This is a genomic window from Amycolatopsis thermophila, from assembly GCF_030814215.1.
Lineage (GTDB): Bacteria > Actinomycetota > Actinomycetes > Mycobacteriales > Pseudonocardiaceae > Amycolatopsis_E > Amycolatopsis_E thermophila.
On sequence record NZ_JAUSUT010000001.1, the window covers coordinates 5521512 to 5541646 of the forward strand.

The window sequence follows — 20135 nt, forward strand, 5'->3', positions numbered from 1 at the left end:
GAGGAAACCGATGACGGAGTTCACCATCCACGACGAGCACACCGCCCCGGCCGAGGTCGCCCCGGCGCTGGCCAAGATCCACAAGGGACTGGGGTTCATCCCCAACCTGTACGGCATCATGGCCGAATCCCCGCAGGCGTTCAACGCCTACCAGGCATTGTCGGAGCAGTTCCGCAAGACGTCGCTGCCCAAGGGCGGACAGGACGTCGTCTGGCTCACCGTAAGCCGTGACAACGCCTGCCACTACTGCATGGCCGTGCACTCCACCAACGCCCTGCGGTCCGGTTTGGACAGTGAAACGGTCACCGCGCTGCGCGAGGGCAAACCACTCGCCGACCCACGGCTGGAGGCCATCCACCGCTTCGCCCACGCCGTGGTCGCCGAGCAGGGCAACGTCGGACAGGATGAGGTGCGGCAGTTCCTGGCCGCCGGGTTCGCGCAGCGGCAGATCCTGGACGTCATCGTTGGCGTCGCGATGAAGACACTGTCCAACTACATCAACCATCTCGCCCACACACCGCTCGACGACGCGTTCACCGCGCAGGCGTGGGAAGCCTGATGGCGAACCGCCCGCGGGTCGTGGTCTTCGACGTGGTGGAAACCCTGATGTCGCTGGAGCCGTTGCGACACCGTTTCAGCGAGATCGGCGCGCCGCCGGAGTTGCTGGAGCGCTGGTTCGACCGGCTCCTGCGTGACGGATGGCGCTCACGTTGGCCGGTGACTACGCACCGTTCCCACGGTCGCCGCGGCCGCGCTGCGCACGCTGACGCGTGGCGCGGCCGGCGACGACGCCGCCGAGCACGTCCTGGCCGGATTCGCCGAGCTACCGGCGCATCGCGACGCCGAGCCGGCACTGCGGCTGCTGGCCGAGCACCGGATCCGCGTGGTGTGCCTGAGCAACGGAGCGACGCGGACCACCCGGGATTTCCTGCAACGCACCGGGCTGACACCCTACGTCGAGCAGGTGCTGTCCGTCGCCGACGTGCGCAGCTGGAAGCCACCCGCACGGGTCTACCACTACGCGCTGGAGAAGACGGACTGCGTGGCCGAGCAGGCCGCGCTGGTGGCCGTGCACGCCTTCGACTACCACGGCGCACACCGGGTAGGCCTGACCACGGGATGGTCCAGCCGGCTCGAAGGCTACTACGCCGAGATCTTCGCACCCGCGGACATCGTCGGCGCCGACCTCGTCGAGGTAGCGCAAGGCTTGCTGGACCTGCCTGCCTAGCGCCTGGGTCGCGCCCCTTGTCCCGCAGCGCTGACCGGGTGCGCCGCGACCGTCGGCGCGGACACCACGCTCGTGCGGATCGTGCGCAAGGCGAGCAGGCCCAGGGCGGCAAGGCGCCCGTGCAACGGCTGGCTGGCAACCCGGCCTGGCGGGATGATCGCCGCGGTGGCGGTGCTGATGTTGCCTGCCCGTGCGCGCTGGGCCTAGCCACCCCCCACCACGATTATGGCCGGCGCCGACCTCGGCATCCTGGTGAAGTGCGCCGACGTGCTGGAACGGCCCAAGACGATCGATATCGTGGTGTTCGACAAGACCGTCACCATGACCCTGGGCCGGGTGTGGCTCACCGACCCCGTCCGCACCGCAGCCACCACCCGGACGAGCTGTTGCGGCACGCGGCCGGTGGTGGAAGGGGTTCCGAACACCTCCTCTGCGCGGCCATCGTCGCCGGCGCGCAGGAGCGGACTCTCAGCCTGCCGCGCACGGAGGAAGGAAGGCCGCACGGTCGTGAATGCCGGATGGGACGGCGACGTCCCGGCGTTCTCGGGGCCGTCGACCCCGTGAAGGACGACCCTCCCGACGTGGTCCGGAAGTCGCATGGCTGGGTCTGCACGTCGCGATGATCACCGGCGATGACGACGCGCCCGCCCTGGTACAGGCCGACTTCGGAATCGTCATCGGCACCGGACCTAAGTTGGCCATCGAGTCCTCCGACATCACGCCGACGTCGGGCCGGCTAGCCGCACGCTGCGCACCACCTACCACAACCTCGGCTGGGCATTCGGCTACGACACCGCCGCCATCCCGCTCGCCGCTCTCGGGTTGCTCAACCCGGTCATCGTCGCCGCGGACGCGCTGGTCAGGCGAAGATGCCCAGCAGGGTCGTCAGCCCGTACAACGTGGCGTACGTGCCGACCGCAATGCCGACAATCGCGAGCAAGGGCCATCGCCAGCGCCGCATCCCCGCGACGTTGCACTGGTTGCGGCGCCGCAGCGACAGCCACACCAGACCCGCGAGCACGGCCAGGCCCCCGAGGCGGAACCACCACGCGTAGCCGTCGTAGAGGTTCGTCGCCCACGCGAACGCGGTTCCCGCGGTGACCGCGCCGAGCAGCGCCAGCACGGTCGGGCCGACGCAGCAGAGGATCCCCACCAGCCCGCCGGCCAGGCCGATCCGCCACGTCGGCAGCCGATCAGTCCTGGCCTTGCCGGCCCTCTCACGATGGGATGTAGCCACGGTGCTCCGTTCGCGATCTTGCCAACCATTTCAGCGCGGCGATTGCGCGGTTGGCCACGGAACTGTCAGCGAGACGACACAGGCGTCACGAGGTGGCGCGGCGGCGCAGCCCGTAGAGCGCGCCGGCGGTGACCAGGCCGTAAAGCACGTGGCCCATGAGGCTGAGCCATTGGTCCTTGCCGATGTGGAAGACCATGCCGCGCATGATCGGGTCGGCGGTCACGCTCAACCACAGCGGCATGATCACCAGCGCGCCGAGCACCCACCACACCACGCCGTACACCACGCCGGCGCCCAGCAGCGGGCCGATCCTGCCGGCCAGTGGCCAGACCAGCACCGCGAAGATGACGCCGATTACCGCCGAGTTGACCAGGTGCACGACGAATCCGACGACGGCGTTGTCGACGCCGATGAGCATCCCGATCATCGGCAGCATGCCCATCATCGCCATCAGCACGCCGAAGACGACGCCGCCGGTCAGCCCGGCGATGGCTCCGTTCGCGAGGCGGGCGCTGGTTCCGCTCAAGTGCGCGGTGGTGGACATGATCGGCTCCTCACTGACAGGACGGTGCTGTCAGGTATGGAGACGACGTGGCTTAGCTGGTGATTGCGCTCAATTCGCGGGCAGGCGCTGGGCCAGGGTCGCGAGCCGGCCGGTCGGGAGCGCGGCGGCCACCAGCAGGTCCTCATGGGGGCAGTACACGGTGATTCCCTCGCGGTCGACGGTCCACGGCATGTCACCGGGTGGTGCGTGCTGGGCGTCCGGGGGTGTTCCGACCGGCCGATCGGCGTGCGCGACCAGTAGCTCGACGCCGTCCAGCCGGTAGTACTGCAGCCGCAGCTCTGCCGCCCCGGCCTGCACGGTCCAGCCCTGGCCGTGCGCGACCGGGCCCGCATCCGGCGAAACAGGCCGGCCGGTCGGGGCGGGGATGCGCTGCGCGGCTTCCACCACGGTGGTGATCGCCGGCGGGTCGGCACCACGCTCGGGCAGTGCGAGCGCGACCAGCGCGACTACCGCGGCCGCCACCGCCAGCGCTCCGGCCGTGAGCGACCGCACCCGTCGTTGCGGCGGCCGGGTCCGGGCGGCCAGTTCGACCGTCATGCGCACGCGGTCGGCCAGGTCGTGAGGTGCTGTGTCGCGCAGTTGGGCGGTGGCCCTGCGTCCGGCCCGGTCTTCGCGCACCGCCTGCCAGCAGTCGGCGCAGGTCAGCAGGTGCGCGTCGAACTCGGCGGCGGCCTGGTCGTCCAGCTCTCCGGCGAGAAACGCGGCCAGCGACTGTTCATGCGTGTCCATGGCCGCCTCCCGTCCGCGGCCGGGTGCCGGCCAGCAGCACGGCCAGCTTGCGGCGTCCGCGGTGCACTCTGGCCAGCACCGTGCCGCGCGGGCAGCGCAGGATCTCGGCTGTCTCCCGCGCGGTGTAACCTGCGACGTCCATCAACAGCACACACCACCGCTGTGGCTCCGGCAGCCGTGCCAGCGCGGTTTCGATCTCGGCTCGGTCGAGCGCCGTGATCGCCAGCTCGTCCACTGCGTCCGCGGCCACGACCTCGCCCGCCTCGGCCTCGGGCGCCTCGATCGGACGACGCGATTCCCGCCGTGCCTGGGAGCGGGCCGCGTTCAGGCAGATCGCCGCCAGCCACGCCCGCGTGTTCTCGCCGTGGTGCTGATCGAAATGAGTGAACGCCCGCAGGTAGGTCTCCTGCACCAGGTCGTCGGCCTGCGCCGGATCCGCCGCCGCATGCCGGGCGATCCGGTACAGCGCCTCCAGGTGCGGCAGGGTCGCATCGAGGAACGCCCGGTGTGCCGCGCCGCCGTCCCTGCCACGCATCCGACCTGTCCCATCTACCCGCACATCACCATAGACGCCGGGGACCATCCCGTGATTGCGTCGGCCGCCCGCGGCGGCGAACCGCAAGCGGCCGCGATCGCATCAGAGTTCTCCACCTCTGCGTGCCGCTCGACCGACGTCCGGGCCGGTCCTGCCCAGCGACCACGCTGTACATCAGATGTCCGAGCGCGGACGCCCACGGCGTGAACAGCGGTGCGGCCACGAGGTCGACCGCCGTCCACCCGAGGCACCGGATGACCAGCCAGACGACGATGCCGAACACCATTCCCGTTCCGGCGCGCCGGACCTGGTCGCCGCCGCGCGGGTTGACGGCACCGACGATCGCGGCGAGCACCCATGCCCGGCACCGCCGCCATCATCATGTGCACGACCAGCCCCATCACCGGCGCGCCGACGCTGAAGCTCCCGTCCAACGTCCTCGGATTCCTTGTCCCCGCGCGAACCCGGTATCAAGGGCGCGCCGACCAGAAGTGTCAGCAGGATGACACGGGCGGCGGGAGAATGTGTTTCGTTCGTGTGCTGTGTCCGTCGCTTCGCGGCAAGGTCAGTCGGCAGTGCTGCGGGTATCGAGCCGGTCGACCACGTCGAAAACGACGCAGGCGCTGCGGCCGCCGCCGGGCCCGCCGTGCCTGCCAGCCCAGCGCAACCGCCGGGAAGCCCAGCAGCCCCAGCAGCAGGACTCCACCCGGAAGTGCCCGGTCACCGAGCCGGCCACGACGCTGCTCACCAGACATATCCGCCGACCAGCAGTCGTTCCGCCGTTCCCCACTTCCGGTCGGGCGCGCCTGACGATCACCTCCGGCGCGACCGCAGGGTCTGCCGCCAGGGGAGTCAAGCGCGGCGATGGCAGCGGGGATCGGTCCCGCGGAAGTCTCACTTGCCGGTGAGCGCGGCGCAGTTGGCGGTTTCGAACTCGTCGATGCGGTCGAGGAGTTGCGTCAGCTCGGCGATGCGGGCGCGGGTTCGGTGCCACCGTCCGGAGTTGCCGGGCGAGGTGCGGACGGATGCGCTCGTCGGGCCGGGTCGGGCAGACCTCGGTGAGGTCGCTGATCTCGTCGGGGGTCAGGCCGGGCGAGCGGAGGTTTCGGCCGCGCGGACCCCCACAGTGCGGATTCGTCGTACAACCGCCGATCGTCATCGGCGTGCTCGTCGACGCGGCGCCCAGCCGCTCACGGTGCTTCGGCTGGGCGCTGGTCATCGGGCGCCGTGCGGCCGGGGTGTTCGGGGGTAGCGGTGGTCCGGCAGCGGTTGGCCAGGGCTCAGGTCGAGCGGGTCGTGGCCGGGCAGCGGCCGGTAGGTGGCGTCGGCGTCGGTGAAGGTGACCAAAAAGGACAGCCGATCCTCGGTGGAAGTGTTGGCGCCGGCACAGTGCGCGGTGCGCCCGTGGTGGAACGTGGCGTCACCGGCCCGCAGCGGGATGGTGACTCGGGGGTTCCAGTGCAGCTCGGGCCAGTGGGTGAACAGGTAGTTGTCCGGATCGGACTTGTACTCGTTCAACTCGACGTGAGCGGGTCCGCCGCGGCGGTGCGAGCCGGGCAGGAAGGTCAGGCAGCCGCGCTCGGCGGGCACGTCGACCAGGGCGATCCAGGCGTTGAAGATCAGGCGCGAGTCCAGTAGCGCGAAGGTCAGGTCGTCGTGCCAGCCGGTGGGCGCGCTGTGTCCGGGGTTCTTGCGGAGAACCTCGCCGCCCCAGACTCGCAGCGGCATGCCGGCCAGTTGTTCGGCGAGCGAGCCGATGCGCGGGTGGAGGGCGAGTTCGCGCAGGACAGGGTGGTGTTCCCAGGCGTCGGTCGTGGCGGTGATGCGGGTGCCGAACTCGTCGTCGGTGTGGCTGTGCGCGGCGAGGGTTTCCGTCGCCGCGGCGCGGAAACGGGTCACCTCGTCGGCAGTGAGCAGGCCCGGCACGTGGGTGAAGCCGCGCTCGCGGAAGTCCTGGACGATGTGCTCCGCCGCGGCGTGCGCTTTGTCGGTGAAAGTCATGTCAGCCTCCGATCACCGGTTCGTGTCCGGGGAATGGGGTGTCGGTGGTGTCGATCATCGGCCTGACGGGGACAGGCGGGCCAGGATGAGCGGGCACGTGAGGGTGTCCATGGCGCACCTGCCGCACAGGGTCCGCCCGCCGGTTCCGACGATGGGCCGTCGGCGTCGTACTCGGCGGCCGGCGCTTGGCGCACCTGGTCGACGCTGCTACCGGCGGCCTCCGCCAGGTGGTCGAGGGTGACGGCTTCGCCCTCGGCGAGCTGCCGCAGCAGCGGGCGGAACAACCACGGCTGAGTGGCCGGTGGCCGGTGCCGCGCGGAGCGCCGGCGAGCCGGTCGACCAGCCGGCGGGAAGGAGTGCTCACGATCATCACCTCGCAGGCTCGGCGCCGCCGGGAAGAGCGCCGATTGTGGCTACGGACGCGACGCTAGGGTCTGCCCCCGGGGTGAGGGTCAAGCGGGAGCTACTGCTGCCGATGGCAGTCCGCGGAGTCCGATGCGCGTGCACTGCGAACGTGACGCCGAATTCGCCAGACCACGACCGCGACGAGCAGGGCGACGGCCCCGCCGATCACCCACGGGTTGCCCAGGACCGCTCCGGCTCCGGCGAGCGCGCCCCCGGCTATCAGCAACGGCAGACCGCAGCACAGCGCCGGCAGCAGCAACAACGCACCGGCGGCCAAGGTGTTGCGCGTGCCGTCGGGGTCGCGGTTGGTGGGGATCGCAAGCCGCCTTCGCTCACGGAGTAGGGGTGATGCGCATGCAGGCAGCGAGGGCGGCGGCGTTGTCCGCGGCCAGCGACCGCGCCAGCAGCACCAGTTCGGCCACGCGCGGGTCGGTGACCTTGTAGTGGGCGAACCGGCCTTGGCGCCGGACCTGCACGTACCCGCAGTCGGCCAGGCAGCCCAGGTGGGTGGAGACCCGGCCCTGGGACAGGCCGATCTGCTCGACGCATTCGGTGACGGTGTGCTCGTCGTGGAGCAGGTACTCCAGCAGCCGCAGGCGTGCCGGGTCGCCCAGGGCGCGGAAGAACTTGGCCACCATCTCCACGCCGTTCGGCTCGGTGGGCAGCAGCGCCGCCACGGGTTCGGGTGCCCCGGCCATCGGTTCGGTGTCCTCACATCGGATAAGCAACGTATGCGGATGAACGGATATGAGGCTAGCATCCTTGTATCCGCCGGGGCGAATACGTCCGGCGGGACGGAGAGGAGCCACCGGATGCAGGACGACCTGGCGGTGATTGGTTCGGGTGCGGCTGCGTTCGCGGCGGCGATCGCGGCGCGCACCAAGGGCCGCTCGGTGGTGATGGTCGAGCGCGACACCGTCGGTGGGACGTGCGTGAACACCGGCTGTGTGCCGTCGAAGGCGCTGCTGGCCGCCGCCGAAGCCCGCCACGTCAGCCTGGACGGCCGGTTCCCCGGCATCAGGGTGACCCCGTTCGGCGTCGACCTGCCGCGCCTGATCGACGCCGAGCGCGATCTGGTGGGCGCGCTGCGGGCGGAGAAGTACACCGGCCTGGCCGCCGAGTACGGCTGGGACATCCTGCGTGGCATGGCCACCTTCAGCACCGACGGGCCGGACCCGGTGCTGCACGTGGATCTCGCCGACGGCGGCACCCGGAAGGTGGTCGCCGAGCACTATCTGATCGCCACCGGCTCGGCCCCGTGGGCGCCGCCGATCGACGGACTGGCCGAGGCCGGCTACCTGACCTCGACCACCGCGATGGAACTCGACGCGCTCCCCGCCTCGATGATCGTGATCGGTGGCAACGCGGTCGGCCTGGAACAGGCCCAGTTGTGGAACCGGCTCGGCGTCGACGTCACGGTGGTGGAAGCGCGGGACCGGCCGGCGCCCTTCGAGGAACCGGAAGTCTCCGCCGTGATCGAGGAGGCGTTCACCCGCGAGGGCATTCGCGTGATCAGCGGCGCCACCATCACCCGTACCGGCCGCGATCGGGCCGGCTACCGGCTGGCGCTCACCGGCGCCGACGGCCAGCCGGGCGAGGTACGGGCCGAGCAGCTGCTCGTGGCGACCGGCCGCCGTCCCGTCACCGCCGGGCTGAACCTGGCCGCGGTGGGGGTCAAGACCGGGTCGCGCGGCGAGGTGACCGTCGATGAGCACCTGCGCACCGGCAACCCGCGGATCTGGGCCGCCGGGGACGTCACCGGGCACCCGCAATTCGTCTACGTCGCGGGCGCACAGGGCACCCTGGTGGCCGACAACGCGTTCGACGATGCCAAGCGGACGCTGGACTACCACCACCTGCCCCGGGTGACGTTCACCAGCCCCGCGATCGCCTCGGCCGGGCTGACCGAGGCCCAGGCCGTCGAGCAGGGCTACGCGTGCGAATGCCGGGTGCTGCCGCTGGAGCACGTGCCGCGGGCGCTGGTCAACCGCGACACCCACGGACTGATCAAGCTCGTCGCCGACCACGACACCGGCCGCCTGCTCGGCGCGCACGTGATCGCCGAGGGCGCCGGGGATGTGATCGCCACCGCCGTCCACGCGCTGGCGAACGACATGACCGTGCAGCAGATGGCCGACCTGTGGTGCCCTTACCTGACGATGGCCGAAGGCATCAAACTCGCCGCGCAAACCTTCACCCGCGACGTGTCCAAGCTGTCCTGCTGTGCCTCCTGACGAGACGGAGCGGCCGATGACCAGCGGAACCCGTTCGGAGCGGATGACGGTCGGCGAGCTGTCCCGCCGCACTGGAGTGCCGATCAAGGCATTGCGCGAATACACGGACTCCGGGTTGATCTACACGATGGGCCGCAGCGAGTCCAACTACCGCCTGTTCACCGGCGATGCCCTGCGGTGCGTGCAGTGGATCGGGCAGCTGCGTGGACTCGGGCTGACCCTGGCCGAAATCCGGGACCTCGCCCGAAAGTGCCCACAGCCCAACGACGAGCTCATCGGACCCCGCCTGGCCGGACTGCTCCGCACCGCGCGAGCCCGCTTGGAGACGCGCATCGCGGAACTGCAGCGAACACGCGACCGGATCACCGACTTCGAAACCGCCCACCGCGCGGAGCTGGCGGGTCGCGCGAAATCGAACGGCCGGGCCGTCGATCCGCGACGCCGCGCCGGGTGCGCGTGACCCGATCACGCGCACAGGGTGCCGGTAGCCGTGGCCGGGACCGAACCACGCCGGCCCACTGCGATGTCATCCAGCCTGGGCTACCTAGGGAAGGTGACGGTCGATCCAGCGCAGCACGGCGCCCAGCGCGCCTCGCCGGTGCCAGCCGCGGCGGATCACCGTGGCCCGAACGGCCTGGATCCCGCTACGCACCAGCGCAGCCGGCGACGGATGCAGCTCGTCGAAGCGCTGGAGGGCCCGGCGCTGCAGCCACCGCGCGCACCGCAGACACACTCCGACCTCCGGATGGTCACCCAACCGGACCAACTCCGCTTCCGGGTATCTGCCGCCGCAACACCAGCACCCAGTCTCCGACACCCGCTCCTGCTCAGGCTGGACCGACACCAGGATCACCTCCACGCGACGACCGAGGATGCGCTGCGACCACCACGCCACCGATTGTCCGGTCGGCCGGACGACCCGGACCCAACACATCCTGGTCCACCAACCGGAAAGGACACACGTCCATGTTGTCATGGGGTGCCATCGCCTACGGGGCCGCACTGTCCGCCGTGCTGGCCGTACTGCTGGTGCTCGCCGCCGCGCGCGAACGCCGGCCCGGCACGCTCGCCACCGTCGCCGCCGGAGCGGTGCTCGGGCCGGCGGCGTGGAACGCCATCCTGCGCGCCACCGACGCCAGCCAGTTCTTCACCGACGCTCCGATCCCGTTCTTCCCGATCAGCTGGCAGGACACCGGATCCGGCGTCTTCACCCTCGCCGCACTCGCCCTGCTCCTCAGCCTCGGACCATTGCGCGCCACACCCGGCCGCCGCATCGCACTCGTGGCCGGTCTCGGCGCCCTCAGCGCGCTGCTGGTCGACATCTACCTCTACTGACCCGCGCAGGTCAGGTCTGGGGACAAGGGGCGGTGTGCTCGGGTTCCTGGCAGTCGAGCACACCGTGGCCCCTCGCGCTCACCTTGAACCAGGTGTCGCGCCGACGCGGGTCGCGCGGCGCCAGGCGGCGCGGCGGAGGAGGCGGAGCCCGTTGAGGCCAACGATGACGGTGGAGCCTTCGTGGCCGGCCACGCCGAGCGGCAGCGGCAGGGTGCCGATCAGGTCCCAGAGCACGAGGCCGGTGATGAACACGGCGGCGATGATCAGGTTGGCGGTGACGACGCGGCGGGCGCGGCGGGACAGGGCGATGACGGCGGGGATGGTGGTCAGCTCGTCGCGGACGACGACGACGTCGGCGGTCTGCAGGCTGAGGTCGGATCCGGCGCCGCCCATCGCGATTCCGGTGTGCGCGGCGGCGAGGGCGGGTGCGTCGTTGATGCCGTCGCCGATCATCGTGACCCGCGCGCCATCGGTTTCGAGGTCGCGGACGGCGATGACCTTGTCATCGGGCAGCAGGCCGGCGCGGACGTCGATGATCCCGACCCGGCCGGCGATGCGGGTGGCAGTGGCGGCGTTGTCCCCGGTGAGCAACACGGGGGCGGTGCCGGTCAGGCGGGTGACGGCGGCGACGGCGGGGGCGGCTTCGGGGCGGATCTGGTCGGTGATGCCCAGCACGCCGATCGGGCGGTGTTCGCAGAGCACGACAACGGCGGTGTGTCCTTGTTCTTGGAGCACGTCCACGACACCGGCGGCATCGTCCGATGTGGACAGAAACGCGGCGGGGGAGCCGACTTGGAGGAATCGGTCGTCGACACGGGCGGAGACGCCGCGCCCGGGCCGGGCGGAGAACTCGTCGGCGATCGGCAGGTCGAGGCCGCGGGCGCGGGCGGCCCGAACGATCGCGGCGGCCAGCGGGTGCTCGCTGGGGTGCTCGGCCGCCGCGGCCAGCCGCAGCAACTCGTCCTCGGTGATTCCGGTGCCGGGCAGAACGTGGATCTCGGCGAGTTCGGGGGTTCCACGGGTCAACGTGCCGGTCTTGTCGAATGCGACCCGGGTGGTCGCGCCGAGCTGTTCCATGACGACGGCCGACTTGACCAGGACGCCGTGGCGTCCCGCGTTGGCGATCGCGGCCAGCAGCGGCGGCATCGTGGCCAGCACGACCGCGCACGGGGACGCGACGATCATGAACGTCATCGCCCGCAGCAACGAGTCCTGCAGCGCCTCGCCGAGCAGCAAGGGGATGACGAACAGGGCGATGGTGGCTGTGACCATGCCGATCGAGTAGCGCTGCTCCACCTTCTCGATGAACAGCTGGGTCTTGGCCTTGGTCTGGCTTGCTTCCTCCACCAGGGCGGCGATGCGGGCGACGACGGAGTCCTCGGCACGGCGGTCCACCCGCACCCGCAGCGACCCGGTGCCGTTGAGCGTCCCGGCGAACACCTCATCCCCGGCCGTCTTGTCGACCGGGAGTGGCTCGCCGGTGATGGTGGCCTGGTCGACCTCGCCGGCCCCGGACAGCACCGCACCGTCGGCGGCGATCCGCTCGCCGGGTCGCACCAGCACCACATCGCCGACCTGGAGATCGGCCGCCTTCACCGTCTGCTCGTCACCCTCGGGCGACAGGCGGGTCGCGGTGTCCGGGGCGAGGTCCAGCAGCCCGCGCACCGAGTCCTCGGTCCGGGCGGTGGCCAGGGCTTCCAGCGCGCCGGAAGTGGCGAAGATGACGATCAGCAGCCCGCCGTCCATCACCTGCCCGAGTGCCGCAGCGCCGATCGCCGCGACAACCATCAGCAAGTCCACATCGAGGGTCTTTTCCCGCAATGCCCGTAGTCCGGCCAAGCCGGGCTCCCAGCCGCCGGTGACGTAGCAGGCCAGGTACAGCGTCCACCACGACCACTCCGGCCCGCTTAGCACCTGGACGGCCAGCCCGGCCAGGAACAGGACGAGTGCCGTGGCGGCCCACCGCATCTCCGGCAGCTCGAACAGCCGGGTGCGCCGCGCCGGCACGGCTGCTGGTCGGGCAGCGGTGGAGCGGGCCGGCGTGGCGGTGGACGAAACCACGAGAAACCTCCGGGGACGACGGGCGGACGCCTCGACCATAACAGAACGCATGAAGACGTCTTCATGTATAGAATGGGTTAGACTCCGGTCATGGGACACGGGGTGCAGGGCCGCGACCGGCCGGTGGGCCGGCTGGATGCCGAGTCCGCGGCGCATGTCGCGACGACGCTGCAGGCCCTGGCCACCCCGAGCCGACTGCTGATCCTCACCGAGTTGCGGCAAGGCCCCCGTCCGGTCACCGAACTGGCCGAGGCCATCGGGCTGGAACAGTCCGCCGTATCGCACCAGCTGCGGCTACTGCGCAACCTCGGCCTGGTCACCGGCACCCGCGCCGGCCGCAGCATCGTCTACAGCCTCTACGACAACCACGTCGCCCAACTGCTCGACGAGGCCGTCTATCACAGCGAACACCTCCGCCTCGGGCTCGCCGACCGGCCCGACACCGCAAGCTGACCGGCCTCACCAGTCAGTAGCACGAATTCGGTGCTGCCGATCTCGCTGACCGAACCGGTGTCGCCGTTCCGGTTGCCGGTAGCGGACCCGCCAGGAAGGCTCCCGGTCTGCTCGACCCGTGCCATGACGACCTCGGGGTTGTTTGTGCTGCGTTCGGGTCGTCCGCCCGGGCACGACAGCATCGTCAATTCAGCGCCCGCGTGGGGCCGACGAGAGGTCGGTGGACGGCGCGGAATCGCCGGCATCTGTGTTGTTCACCGCAACCTGGCCACTTGCGGTGAACCAGTGCCCAGATCCGCGGCCACCGCGCCGACCTCCTGCACGCTGGCCCGGACGTAGGTGGTTGTGGTGCCGGCGTCGGTGTTGTCGTCGTGTCCTGTGAGTCGTCGGAGCCTGAGGGTGATGGCGGCGATGGTGAGTTCGGCGTGGTAGTAGGCGGCGCGTTCGGCGTAGGTGGCTGGGTCCGGAACTGTTTGAGCCGGTTGAAGCAGCGTTCGACCACGTTGCGCCGCTTGTAGGTTGCGCGGTCGAAGGCCGGCGGGTGCCCACCCGCGGCGGGAGCCCTTGGCGGCGCGGCGGGCGATCTGGTCTGCACGCTCGGGGCTGATGAAACCGGATTCGTCGGTCCCGCATCGCCTGCCGTGTCGAGGGTGGGAGTCGTGCGCGGTCTTCCACCGCCCCGTTTGGGCACGTCACGCCACGGCGCACCGGTACGCAGCTTCCACAGAATCGCGTTGAGCACCTGCCGGTGATCCCGCCACCGCCGTCCCCGACCGGAGACCGGCGGCAGCAGCGGCTCACTCCGCGCCCACCGCCCGATCCGTCACCTCACCCCGACCCACCACCACCCAGAACCCACAGCCAGATCAACTACAGGACATCACCTTGTCGCTGCCGGTCGGCAGAACCACGAGCGTGCCCCGGCCGGAGTCGAGCGCGCGGACGGCCTGGTGCTGCGATGCCCGCAAGGTGGAATCGAACAACGTGCTCGCGACCGCCCCGGGCGCCAGGGGCGAGCCGGTCATACCGAGGAAGGTACCTATTTCGGCGCACTGTCGCGGGCGGTCGCCGGTAGGGTGATCCGGGAGCTGTTCCGCGACGGATACGGGAGCGTGCGATGCCTGAGCGGCCGATGCTGGTGCTCACCGCCACCGGTGGGCAGGGACGTGCAGTCACGGCGGGGCTTTTGGACCGCGGCGCAGAGGTGCGGGCACTGGTGCGCGATCCCGGCAGCCCCGCGGCCCAGGCGCTGCGCCGCCGCGGTGTCGAAGTGGTTCCCGGGCTACTGGACGACGCGCACTCGCTGACCGCGGCCATGCGCGGCGTGGCGGGAGTGTTCGCGTTGACCACCCCGTTCGAGGCGGGCGCGGAAGCCGAGGTGGCGCAAGGGCGGGCGATCCTCGCGGCAGCGCGTGCGGCGGACGTCGGGCACCTCGTGTTCAGCTCCGTCGCCGGCGCCACCCAGCGGACCGGGGTGCCGCATTTCGACAGCAAGGCGATCGTCGAGGCCGAGGTGCGGGCCAGCGGGTTGCCTTACACGATCCTGGGACCGACGTACTTCTTCGACAATGCGCTCGGCGGCTATCAACAGATTCTCACGGGGACGCTCGACCTGCCGTTGCCGGGGGACCGGCCACTGCAGCAGCTGGCGCGCTCCGATCACGGCGCGTTCGCGGCCGAGGTGCTGGTGCACGCCGAAAAGTATGTGGGCCAGCGGATCGAACTCGCCAGCGACGCCCCCACTCCGACGCGGATGGCGCTCGCGCTGAGCGAAATCGTCGGCCGGGAGGTCCGCCACAACCGGGTCCCGCTGGACGCCATCGGCAACGCGGACATGCATGCGATGTGGGCTTTTCTCAACGGGACGGGCTACCAGGTGGACATCCCCGCGTTGCACGCCGCCCACCCGGAGATCGCGTGGACCACGTTCGCTTCCTGGGCCCAGCAGACTTTCGGAGGCCAGTCATGAAGACCGTGTCTGCCCGCGGGCCCTTGTTTCCGCCGCTGCCGTACGAGTCGTGGCGCGACTGCCTGGCCACACTACACCGGTTCGCCCAGGTGGTGGGCAAGATCCGGCTGGCCGCGAGCCCGCGCCGCAACCACTGGTGGAATGTGCCGTTCCACGTGACGGGGCGGGGCATCACCACCCGGCCGATGGGCTGGGATCCGATTTTCTGCATCGACTTCGACTTCCTCGACCACCGCCTCGACATCAGCACGATCGACGGCGCCCGCCATTCGATCAGCCTGCCGGGCCTGTCGGTGGCCGCGTTCCACGACCGGTTGCTGGCCGGGCTCGCCGCGATCGGCGTCGACGTGGTCATCGACCGGCCCTACCCGTTCGATTTGCCGGACGCCGCGCGGCCGTTCGCCGAAGACACCGAACACGCCGCCTACAACCCGGTCTCGGCAACGGAATACTGGCGGATCTTGAGCCGGGTGAACCTGCTGCTCGAGGAGTTCGCCGGGCGGTTCTCCGGCAAGACCAGCCCGGTGCACCATTTCTGGCACACCTTCGACATCGCCGTGACGCGGTTCGCCGAGCGCCCGGTGGACCAGCCGCCCACAGCCGACCCGGTGACCCGCGAGGCGTATTCGCGGGAGGTCATCAGCTTCGGGTTCTGGTTCGGGGACGAGACTTTCCCCGCACCGGCGTTCTACTCCTACACCGCGCCCGAACCCGGCGAGCTCACGCGTGAGTCCCTCGACCCGGACGCGGCGGGCTGGCACGATCGGGGTGGCAGCCACCTGGCGATCCTGCGCTACGACGACGTCCGCACCCGGCCCGACCCGCGCGCGGCGGTACTGGATTTCTACGAGTCGGCCTACCAGGCCGGGGCGCGCCACGCCGGCTGGGACACGGCGCGTTTCGCCTGCCCCGGCGGGGCCACCGATCCCTACGTCCAGGGCTGAGCCCAGGGGCCCTGGCGTCACCCGGGGACGCGTCCGGCACGCGTGCCGATGTCATGCCGTCGTTGCCAGCGGGTCTCGGCGTGCCCGGCATGACCGATACCATCGGATTCCCTGCCCCGCCCAGGGTTTTCCTGCTGCTGGTCGACCGTCTGGGCTGGCAGGCCCTGTCGGCGCGCGGTTCCTGTCCTCGCTGATGGGCGGACCGGGAACCGATCGCCGGGTGCTTCCCGGCGACGACGGCGACCAGCCTTGCCGCGCTCGGCGCTGGGTTGCGGATCGCCCGGAGGAGACAGGAGGTGCGGGCGACGAGCGGTGCGGATTGGCTGATGGGCGGCGCGAGGGAGCTTCCCGCCACCTGCCCGAAGATCGTCACGTTGTCGCTGATGGCGTTGGCCGGCCTGCGGCTCGCCCCGCGCCGGGCACTTGCCGAGTTACGCATCTTCGACCTCCTCGTGATCATCGCGACCGGCGCGATCGTCGGGCGTACCGCGACCGCCTCCGATGCGTCGTTCCCGGTCGGTGCCGCGGCCCGGCGGTGCACATCGTGATCTCACGCCTGCGGTTCGTCCCGCGAGTGGCGAGCGTGCTCGATCACCCGGTGCGCGTCCTCGTCGTGGACGGTGCGGTCGACCACAGGCAGCTCAAGGCTGCGCATCCGACCGAGGGCGACCTGTCCGAGGCACTGCGCGAACGGGGCGGGCACAACCTCGCAATCCGCGACGCGGGCACCACTCTTCCGGATGTGAGGTGAAAGGGGTTCAGGTGTGTCTGTGCGAAGCTCCGACGGGAATTCCCGGCCGTGCACCTGGCGATCGGTGTCGCGGGCAACGTCGTCTTCTTCGTGGGCAGCGTGCTGTTCATCTGGTCCTGGTCCGAGCAGATCGCGGTCTGCCTGTTCATCGTGGGCTCGTTCGGGATGATGCTCGGCGCGATCGGACAGGCCTTCTACATCCACGAACGACACCGCCTCAACGGCACGCCGGGGGAGCGGCCGGCAGGCGTCTCGGCGCGAAACTGACCAAGTACCACAACGGAGTTCACCGCGATCATGGCTCGGCCTCGCCCCCTGGACGCCCGGTGGCCCGAGTGGCAGCGGACTCAGCTCGCCGCGCGGACGCGGAAGCCGCTGTCCGCATCCGCGCGAGCCTGTGCACGCTGACCCACGGCCGGTCCGCACGGTGCGCACGTGCGCCCCGACCACCCGCCACCCTTGCCCGGCGCGAGACATTCTCCACCTTCGGGTTGTCCACACGCTCGGGCCCAGCCGTTCACCGTGCGGCCCGGCCGGAGATCTGGGTCATCACACCGGCGTCGGCGAGCGTGGTGACGTCGCCGATTTCCCGGTTCTCCGCCACGTCGCGCAGCAGGCGGCGCATGATCTTGCCGGAGCGGGTCTTGGGCAGCTCGGGCACGACCATGATCTGCCGCGGTTTGGCGATCGGGCCGATCTCCTTCGCCACGTGGTCCCGCAGCTCCGGCACCGGGTCGCCACTCGCCGAGCCGCGCAGGATCACGAACGCCACGATGCCCTGGCCCGTCGTCGGGTCGGCGGCGCCCACCACCGCGGCCTCGGCGACCGCCGGGTGGGACACCAGTGCCGACTCGACCTCGGCGGTCGAGATGCGGTGCCCGGAGACGTTCATGACGTCGTCCACCCGGCCGAGCAGCCAGATGTCGCCGTCGGCGTCGTACCGCGCGCCGTCGCCCGCGAAATACGCGCCGGCGAAGCGCGACCAGTACGTGTCCCGGAACCGGGCGTCGTCGCCCCACACGCCCCGCAGCATGGACGGCCACGGCTGGTCCAGCACCAGGTATCCGCTCTCGCCCGGCGCGACCCGCTTGCCGGCGTCGTCCACCACCACCGCGGAGATCCCGGGCACCGGCGCCTGCGCGGAACCCGGCTTGAACTCCGCCGAACCAGGCAGCGGGGCGATCATGATGGCGCCGGTCTCGGTCTGCCACCACGTGTCCACGATCGGCGCCGTGCCCGCCCCGATGTGCTCGCGGTACCACCGCCAAGCCTCGGGGTTGATCGGCTCGCCCACCGATCCGAGCACCCGCAACGACGACAGGTCGTAGCGGGCCGGGATGTCCTCGCCCCACTTCATGAACGTCCGGATCAGCGTGGGCGCCGTGTAGTAGATCGACACCCCGTACTTCTGCACGATCTCCCAGTGCCGGCCCTCGTGCGGAGTGTTCGGCGTGCCCTCGTAGGCCACCTGCGTCGCGCGGTTCGCCAGCGGCCCGTACACGATGTAGGAGTGTCCGGTGATCCACCCGATGTCCGCGGTGCACCAGTACACGTCCTCGCCCGGCCGGTGGTCGAACACCACCTGGTGCGTGTACGCCACCTGCGTCAGGTAGCCGCCGGAGGTGTGCAGGATCCCCTTCGGCTTCCCCGTCGTCCCGCTGGTGTAGAGGATGAACAACGGGTGCTCCGAATCGAACGACTCGGGCGTGTGCGCCGTCGGCTGGCGATCCACCAGCTCGTGCCACCACACGTCACGATCGCCCATCACCACCGGGGTTCCGGTGCGCCGCACCACGACCACCTTCTCCACCGCGGACCCGGCCAGGGCTTCGTCCACGCCCGCCTTCACCGGCACGGCCTTGCCCCGCCGGTACTGGCCGTCGGCGGTGATCACGACCTTCGCCTGAGCGTCGTCGACCCGCGAGCGCAACGCCGACGGCGAGAACCCGCCGAACACCACCGAATGCGGCGCGCCCAGCCGCGCGCACGCCAGCATCGCCACGATCGCCTCGGGGATCATCGGCAGCTGGATCGCGACCCGGTCACCGGCCCGCACCCCGAGCGCGAGCAGCGCGTTGGCGGCCCGGCACACCTCGTCCCGCAGCTGCGCGTAGGTGATGTCCCGCGAATCACCCGGCTCGCCCACCCAGTGGATCGCCACCTGGTCCCCGAACCCGGCCTCGACGTGCCGGTCGACGCAGTTGTAGGCGACGTTCAGCCTGCCGCCGGCGAACCACTTCGCGTACGGGGCGCCGGAGAAGTCCAGAACCTCCGACCACCGCACGTCCCAGTGCAACCGTTCCGCCTGCTCAGCCCAGAAGTCCATGCCGCCAAGCCTGACCGGCCCACGTTGGCGGGACGTTGGAACCCTCCGTGCGGGTAGGTGCGCCCTCGCCGATCGTCAGGCATCATGGAGCACCATCGCGCCGGAAGCACGAGGACGACGAGGTCGCGGAAATGGCAGAGCGTAGCGCGCTCCACCAGCGCCGGGCGGCCCTGGAACGGGAATGGGCCCGCTGGGTGCCGGCACAGGCGCGCCCGGAAACCCTGGAACTGCGCAGCGAGGTGGCCGAATCCTGGGCACGCTCGCTGTCCATCGTGGATCCCGCGCGGGACAGCGCACCCGCGGCCGGTGACGAGGTGCGCTCCCGCTGGCGTGAATCGCCGCTGCGGGCCCCGGTCACCGAACTCGCCGACGAGCTGCGCAGCATCGCCGACGACGCCGGGTTCGTCGCCGCCGTCACCGACGAGTCCGGCACCATCCTGTGGACCTGCGGCGGACGCGTGATGCGGCGCCGGGCCGAGCGGGTGAACTTCGCGCCCGGCGGCCGCTGGGACGAGCCGGACATGGGCACCAACGCCCTGTCGCTGGCGCTGCGCACCGGCCGCCCGAGCAGCGTCTTCTCCGCCGAGCACCTGGTCGCAGCCCTGCACGGCTGGGTCTGCTACTGCGCCCCGATCCGCGACCCGCGCGGCCGCCACCTCGGCGTGCTGGACCTGTCCACCACCTGGGACCGGTCGCACCCGCTGGCCATGTCGACGGTCCGCACCCTGGTCACCGCCATCGAGTCCCGGCTGCACGCCGCTCCGCCCGCGGCGCCGGGCATCCGGCTGTCCTGCCTCGGCTCCGGCAGCGCCACGTTCGACGGCACCCCGCTCCGGCTGTCGCCGCGGCAGCTGGAGGTGCTCACCCTGCTCGCGCTCGAGCCCGGCGGGTTCCCGCCCGACGGGCTGCGCGAAGCGCTGTACGGGGACCTGCCGGTCACCAGCACGACGTTGCGCGCTGAGGCCTCCCACCTGCGGCGCATGCTCGGTGGCGCGCTCGCCAACCGCCGCTACGCCCTGACCACGCCGATCGAGTGCGACGCCGTCGACGTGCTGAACGCGCTCAAGGCGGGAGACACCGCGACGGCGGTGCGCCGCTACGCCGGACCCCTGCTGCCCGCGTCCGAGGCGCCGGGCATCACCCGGTGGCGGCACCACCTGGAGGTCGCCGTGCGGGAGGCCGTGCTGGCCTCGCGGGAGCCGGACCTCGCCCTGCTCTACGGCGAGCGGCACCCGTTCGACCTGCAGGTCCACGAGCACGCGCACCGGCTGCTGGCCCCCGGCGACGGCCGGCGAGGCATCGCGGCGGCGCGCTTGCGCGAGGCTCTGCTGGACTGAGCACCAACGTTTCGCCAACCCGGAG

At 70.9% G+C, this 20135-nt stretch carries 25 protein-coding genes and 1 pseudogene; 13 read left to right on the forward strand and 13 right to left on the reverse strand.

Annotated elements, in window-relative coordinates; all coding sequences use genetic code 11:
* Positions 1–10 precede the first annotated feature (10 nt).
* The 3 genes from FB470_RS27060 (at position 11) to FB470_RS27070 (ending at position 1792) form a co-directional block, all read left to right on the forward strand.
* On the forward strand, positions 11–559 hold the full coding sequence (locus FB470_RS27060) for a carboxymuconolactone decarboxylase family protein (protein ID WP_306996096.1): 549 nt from the start codon (positions 11–13) through the stop codon (positions 557–559).
* A 246-nt stretch (positions 560–805) separates the two neighbouring features.
* Positions 806–1228: an HAD hydrolase-like protein gene (locus FB470_RS27065; RefSeq protein WP_370876700.1), complete on the forward strand. Its 423-nt coding sequence runs from the start codon at positions 806–808 to the stop codon at positions 1226–1228.
* Positions 1229–1453: 225 nt separating this feature from the next.
* On the forward strand, positions 1454–1792 hold the full coding sequence (locus FB470_RS27070; protein ID WP_306996100.1) for a hypothetical protein: 339 nt from the start codon (positions 1454–1456) through the stop codon (positions 1790–1792).
* Between the two features lie 295 nt (positions 1793–2087).
* Here FB470_RS27070 and FB470_RS27075 read toward each other — a convergent pair whose 3' ends face one another.
* The 8 genes from FB470_RS27075 to FB470_RS27105 form a co-directional block, all read right to left on the reverse strand.
* On the reverse strand, positions 2088–2465 hold the full coding sequence (locus FB470_RS27075) for a hypothetical protein (RefSeq protein WP_306996103.1): 378 nt from the start codon (positions 2463–2465) through the stop codon (positions 2088–2090).
* Positions 2466–2550: 85 nt separating this feature from the next.
* Positions 2551–3009, reverse strand: a complete 459-nt coding sequence (locus FB470_RS27080) for a hypothetical protein (RefSeq protein WP_306996104.1) — start codon at positions 3007–3009, stop codon at positions 2551–2553.
* 69 nt (positions 3010–3078) lie between these two features.
* Positions 3079–3759, reverse strand: coding sequence for an anti-sigma factor family protein (locus FB470_RS27085; RefSeq protein ID WP_306996106.1), 681 nt, complete (start codon positions 3757–3759; stop codon positions 3079–3081).
* On the reverse strand, positions 3746–4294 hold the full coding sequence (locus tag FB470_RS27090) for an RNA polymerase sigma factor (RefSeq protein ID WP_306996107.1): 549 nt from the start codon (positions 4292–4294) through the stop codon (positions 3746–3748). Before FB470_RS27090 ends, FB470_RS27085 begins: the two co-directional genes overlap by 14 nt.
* Positions 4295–4859: 565 nt before the next feature.
* Complete coding sequence (locus FB470_RS27095; protein WP_306996109.1) at positions 4860–5042, reverse strand: hypothetical protein; 183 nt, start codon at positions 5040–5042, stop codon at positions 4860–4862.
* A gap of 467 nt (positions 5043–5509) precedes the next feature.
* Positions 5510–6295, reverse strand: coding sequence for a phytanoyl-CoA dioxygenase family protein (locus FB470_RS27100; protein ID WP_306996111.1), 786 nt, complete (start codon positions 6293–6295; stop codon positions 5510–5512).
* The gene (locus FB470_RS35810) at positions 6292–6579 is read right to left on the reverse strand and encodes a hypothetical protein (protein ID WP_370876578.1); all 288 of its coding nucleotides are present in this window, start codon (positions 6577–6579) and stop codon (positions 6292–6294) included. The genes FB470_RS27100 and FB470_RS35810 overlap by 4 nt, the downstream gene beginning before the upstream one ends.
* 453 nt (positions 6580–7032) lie before the next feature.
* Positions 7033–7398: an ArsR/SmtB family transcription factor gene (locus tag FB470_RS27105; RefSeq protein WP_306996112.1), complete on the reverse strand. Its 366-nt coding sequence runs from the start codon at positions 7396–7398 to the stop codon at positions 7033–7035.
* 114 nt (positions 7399–7512) lie between these two features.
* On the opposite strand from FB470_RS27105, the gene merA reads away from it, so the two are divergent.
* Positions 7513–8934 (forward strand): mercury(II) reductase, encoded by a 1422-nt coding sequence (merA, locus tag FB470_RS27110; protein WP_306999497.1) that lies wholly within the window; start codon positions 7513–7515, stop codon positions 8932–8934.
* A gap of 16 nt (positions 8935–8950) precedes the next feature.
* Positions 8951–9394: a MerR family transcriptional regulator gene (locus FB470_RS27115; protein ID WP_306996114.1), complete on the forward strand. Its 444-nt coding sequence runs from the start codon at positions 8951–8953 to the stop codon at positions 9392–9394.
* 84 nt (positions 9395–9478) lie between these two features.
* On the opposite strand, the gene FB470_RS27120 is transcribed toward FB470_RS27115, so the two are convergent.
* Positions 9479–9793: a hypothetical protein gene (locus tag FB470_RS27120; protein ID WP_306996116.1), complete on the reverse strand. Its 315-nt coding sequence runs from the start codon at positions 9791–9793 to the stop codon at positions 9479–9481.
* Between the two features lie 107 nt (positions 9794–9900).
* Between FB470_RS27120 and FB470_RS27125 the strand changes: the two genes are divergently transcribed.
* Positions 9901–10269 (forward strand): hypothetical protein, encoded by a 369-nt coding sequence (locus FB470_RS27125; protein WP_306996118.1) that lies wholly within the window; start codon positions 9901–9903, stop codon positions 10267–10269.
* Between the two features lie 78 nt (positions 10270–10347).
* Here the strand turns inward: FB470_RS27125 and FB470_RS27130 are convergent, their stop codons facing one another.
* The gene (locus FB470_RS27130; RefSeq protein WP_370876701.1) at positions 10348–12369 is read right to left on the reverse strand and encodes a heavy metal translocating P-type ATPase; all 2022 of its coding nucleotides are present in this window, start codon (positions 12367–12369) and stop codon (positions 10348–10350) included.
* Between the two features lie 51 nt (positions 12370–12420).
* Here FB470_RS27130 and FB470_RS27135 point away from each other — a divergent pair, with 51 nt between their 5' ends.
* On the forward strand, positions 12421–12783 hold the full coding sequence (locus tag FB470_RS27135) for an ArsR/SmtB family transcription factor (RefSeq protein WP_306996120.1): 363 nt from the start codon (positions 12421–12423) through the stop codon (positions 12781–12783).
* 655 nt (positions 12784–13438) lie between these two features.
* On the opposite strand, the pseudogene FB470_RS35815 reads toward FB470_RS27135, so the two are convergent.
* Positions 13439–13603 (reverse strand): annotated as a pseudogene (locus FB470_RS35815) (transposase); the annotation flags it as partial.
* Positions 13604–13649: 46 nt separating this feature from the next.
* The gene (locus FB470_RS27145) at positions 13650–13808 is read right to left on the reverse strand and encodes a hypothetical protein (RefSeq protein ID WP_306996122.1); all 159 of its coding nucleotides are present in this window, start codon (positions 13806–13808) and stop codon (positions 13650–13652) included.
* Positions 13809–13900: 92 nt separating this feature from the next.
* On the opposite strand from FB470_RS27145, the gene FB470_RS27150 reads away from it, so the two are divergent.
* The 5 genes from FB470_RS27150 (at position 13901) to FB470_RS27170 (ending at position 16714) form a co-directional block, all read left to right on the forward strand.
* Positions 13901–14752, forward strand: a complete 852-nt coding sequence (locus tag FB470_RS27150; RefSeq protein ID WP_306996124.1) for an NmrA/HSCARG family protein — start codon at positions 13901–13903, stop codon at positions 14750–14752.
* On the forward strand, positions 14749–15696 hold the full coding sequence (locus FB470_RS27155) for a DUF5996 family protein (protein WP_306996126.1): 948 nt from the start codon (positions 14749–14751) through the stop codon (positions 15694–15696). The genes FB470_RS27150 and FB470_RS27155 overlap by 4 nt, the downstream gene beginning before the upstream one ends.
* Before the next feature lie 296 nt (positions 15697–15992).
* Positions 15993–16244: a DUF421 domain-containing protein gene (locus FB470_RS27160; RefSeq protein ID WP_306996129.1), complete on the forward strand. Its 252-nt coding sequence runs from the start codon at positions 15993–15995 to the stop codon at positions 16242–16244.
* Positions 16241–16447, forward strand: a complete 207-nt coding sequence (locus FB470_RS27165; RefSeq protein WP_306996130.1) for a hypothetical protein — start codon at positions 16241–16243, stop codon at positions 16445–16447. Before FB470_RS27160 ends, FB470_RS27165 begins: the two co-directional genes overlap by 4 nt.
* Before the next feature lie 48 nt (positions 16448–16495).
* Positions 16496–16714: a YrhK family protein gene (locus FB470_RS27170; protein WP_306996132.1), complete on the forward strand. Its 219-nt coding sequence runs from the start codon at positions 16496–16498 to the stop codon at positions 16712–16714.
* Positions 16715–16964: 250 nt separating this feature from the next.
* Here the strand turns inward: FB470_RS27170 and acs are convergent, their stop codons facing one another.
* Entirely contained in the window at positions 16965–18773 is a 1809-nt protein-coding gene (acs, locus tag FB470_RS27175; RefSeq protein WP_306996134.1) for an acetate--CoA ligase, read from the reverse strand.
* A 131-nt stretch (positions 18774–18904) separates the two neighbouring features.
* Here acs and FB470_RS27180 point away from each other — a divergent pair, with 131 nt between their 5' ends.
* Positions 18905–20110 carry a helix-turn-helix domain-containing protein gene (locus FB470_RS27180; RefSeq protein ID WP_306996136.1) on the forward strand — a complete coding sequence of 402 codons (1206 nt, stop codon included), beginning with the start codon at positions 18905–18907 and terminating at the stop codon, positions 20108–20110.
* The last annotated feature ends 25 nt before the right edge of the window (positions 20111–20135 follow it).

Excerpts from the sequence above, each read along its gene's own strand:
- FB470_RS27155 (WP_306996126.1), top strand. The coding sequence starts at position 14,749 with ATGAAGACCGTGTCTGCCCGCGGGCCCTTGTTTCCGCCGCTGCCGTAC.
- FB470_RS27100 (WP_306996111.1), bottom strand. The coding sequence starts at position 6,295 with ATGACTTTCACCGACAAAGCGCACGCCGCGGCGGAGCACATCGTCCAG.
- FB470_RS27125 (WP_306996118.1), top strand. The coding sequence starts at position 9,901 with ATGTTGTCATGGGGTGCCATCGCCTACGGGGCCGCACTGTCCGCCGTG.
- FB470_RS27130 (WP_370876701.1), bottom strand. The coding sequence starts at position 12,369 with ATGGTCGAGGCGTCCGCCCGTCGTCCCCGGAGGTTTCTCGTGGTTTCG.
- FB470_RS27145 (WP_306996122.1), bottom strand. The coding sequence starts at position 13,808 with ATGACCGGCTCGCCCCTGGCGCCCGGGGCGGTCGCGAGCACGTTGTTC.
- FB470_RS27070 (WP_306996100.1), top strand. The coding sequence starts at position 1,454 with ATGGCCGGCGCCGACCTCGGCATCCTGGTGAAGTGCGCCGACGTGCTG.
- FB470_RS27180 (WP_306996136.1), top strand. The coding sequence starts at position 18,905 with ATGGCAGAGCGTAGCGCGCTCCACCAGCGCCGGGCGGCCCTGGAACGG.
- FB470_RS27150 (WP_306996124.1), top strand. The coding sequence starts at position 13,901 with ATGCCTGAGCGGCCGATGCTGGTGCTCACCGCCACCGGTGGGCAGGGA.
- FB470_RS27080 (WP_306996104.1), bottom strand. The coding sequence starts at position 3,009 with ATGTCCACCACCGCGCACTTGAGCGGAACCAGCGCCCGCCTCGCGAAC.
- FB470_RS27090 (WP_306996107.1), bottom strand. The coding sequence starts at position 4,294 with ATGCGTGGCAGGGACGGCGGCGCGGCACACCGGGCGTTCCTCGATGCG.
- FB470_RS27135 (WP_306996120.1), top strand. The coding sequence starts at position 12,421 with ATGGGACACGGGGTGCAGGGCCGCGACCGGCCGGTGGGCCGGCTGGAT.
- FB470_RS27105 (WP_306996112.1), bottom strand. The coding sequence starts at position 7,398 with ATGGCCGGGGCACCCGAACCCGTGGCGGCGCTGCTGCCCACCGAGCCG.
- FB470_RS27115 (WP_306996114.1), top strand. The coding sequence starts at position 8,951 with ATGACCAGCGGAACCCGTTCGGAGCGGATGACGGTCGGCGAGCTGTCC.
- FB470_RS27085 (WP_306996106.1), bottom strand. The coding sequence starts at position 3,759 with ATGGACACGCATGAACAGTCGCTGGCCGCGTTTCTCGCCGGAGAGCTG.
- merA (WP_306999497.1), top strand. The coding sequence starts at position 7,513 with ATGCAGGACGACCTGGCGGTGATTGGTTCGGGTGCGGCTGCGTTCGCG.
- FB470_RS27060 (WP_306996096.1), top strand. The coding sequence starts at position 11 with ATGACGGAGTTCACCATCCACGACGAGCACACCGCCCCGGCCGAGGTC.
- acs (WP_306996134.1), bottom strand. The coding sequence starts at position 18,773 with ATGGACTTCTGGGCTGAGCAGGCGGAACGGTTGCACTGGGACGTGCGG.